The organism is Campylobacter sp. BCW_6871 (genome assembly GCF_001762325.1).
Lineage (GTDB): Bacteria > Campylobacterota > Campylobacteria > Campylobacterales > Campylobacteraceae > Campylobacter_D > Campylobacter_D jejuni.
Map to the genome: position 1 here is coordinate 1 of NZ_MJWQ01000007.1, position 994 is coordinate 994.

Annotated in this window: 2 protein-coding genes; both read right to left on the bottom strand. The window is 28.5% G+C overall.

Annotated elements, in window-relative coordinates; genetic code table 11:
* Positions 1 to 336: class I SAM-dependent methyltransferase (locus AJ930_RS00575; protein ID WP_148115897.1), on the bottom strand; the 336-nt coding region annotated here is incomplete at its 3' end.
* Positions 333 to 994 (bottom strand): class I SAM-dependent methyltransferase (locus AJ930_RS00580; RefSeq protein WP_070274679.1); only part of this gene is annotated, 662 nt, incomplete at its 5' end. The genes AJ930_RS00580 and AJ930_RS00575, both read right to left, overlap by 4 nt.

Genomic DNA, 994 nt, shown 5'->3' on the forward strand with positions numbered 1-994 from the left:
AGCATCAAAACTTTCATCTTCAAATTCATCAAGTTTTTGTTCATAATCTCCAATTTTAATTTCTTGTATATGGTGACTTAAATTTTCATTTTCTAGACGTTGCTTAAATCTTTCTACTCCTGTTTTACTCCATTCTATGCCGCTAACACTGAAACCTTCTTTAGCGCAAAACCAAAGATTAGCACCTGTGCCAAGTCCTAATTCTAGTATATTTATTTTACTTCTATCTTTAACATTGTAAAAATTCTTTGCAATAAAACGGATTAAATTTTCGCTAGGGTATTTCCCCCATTCTTTTTGAGAAAAAATATTTTCCCAAAGAGTGCTGTTATTCATAATTTTTTTCCTTCAATTATATAAAGTTCACTGAGATTATTTTCAAGATTTTTTAATGTATTTATTTTTATATCTATAATTTGGTAATTCTCTCCTTGATAAAGTTGTTTTATGTCTTTTTCATCACAATAACGTATTATTCCCGTAAAAGCATCACTTCCATGAGTTGGTTTGCATGTGTGATAGGGTAGTTTTTCATCTTTAATAAAACCTTCGTTATTAAAACTTGGAGTAATAGAGAAAAATTTACCATTTTTTTTAAGTTTTTTAATTGCTTTTTCTATAATGATTTTCGTTTTTTTAAAATCATTATAAGCAAGTGAATACCCATCAATCCAAGCATCAAAACTTTCATCTTCAAATTCATCAAGTTTTTGTTCATAATCTCCAATTTTAATTTCTTGTATATGGTGACTTAAATTTTCATTTTCTAGACGTTGCTTAAATCTTTCTACTCCTGTTTTACTCCATTCTATGCCGCTAACACTGAAACCTTCTTTAGCGCAAAACCAAAGATTAGCACCTGTGCCAAGTCCTAATTCTAGTATATTTATTTTACTTCTATCTTTAACATTGTAAAAATTCTTTGCAATAAAACGGATTAAATTTTCGCTAGGGTATTTCCCCCATTCTTTTTGAGAAAAAATATTTTCCCAAA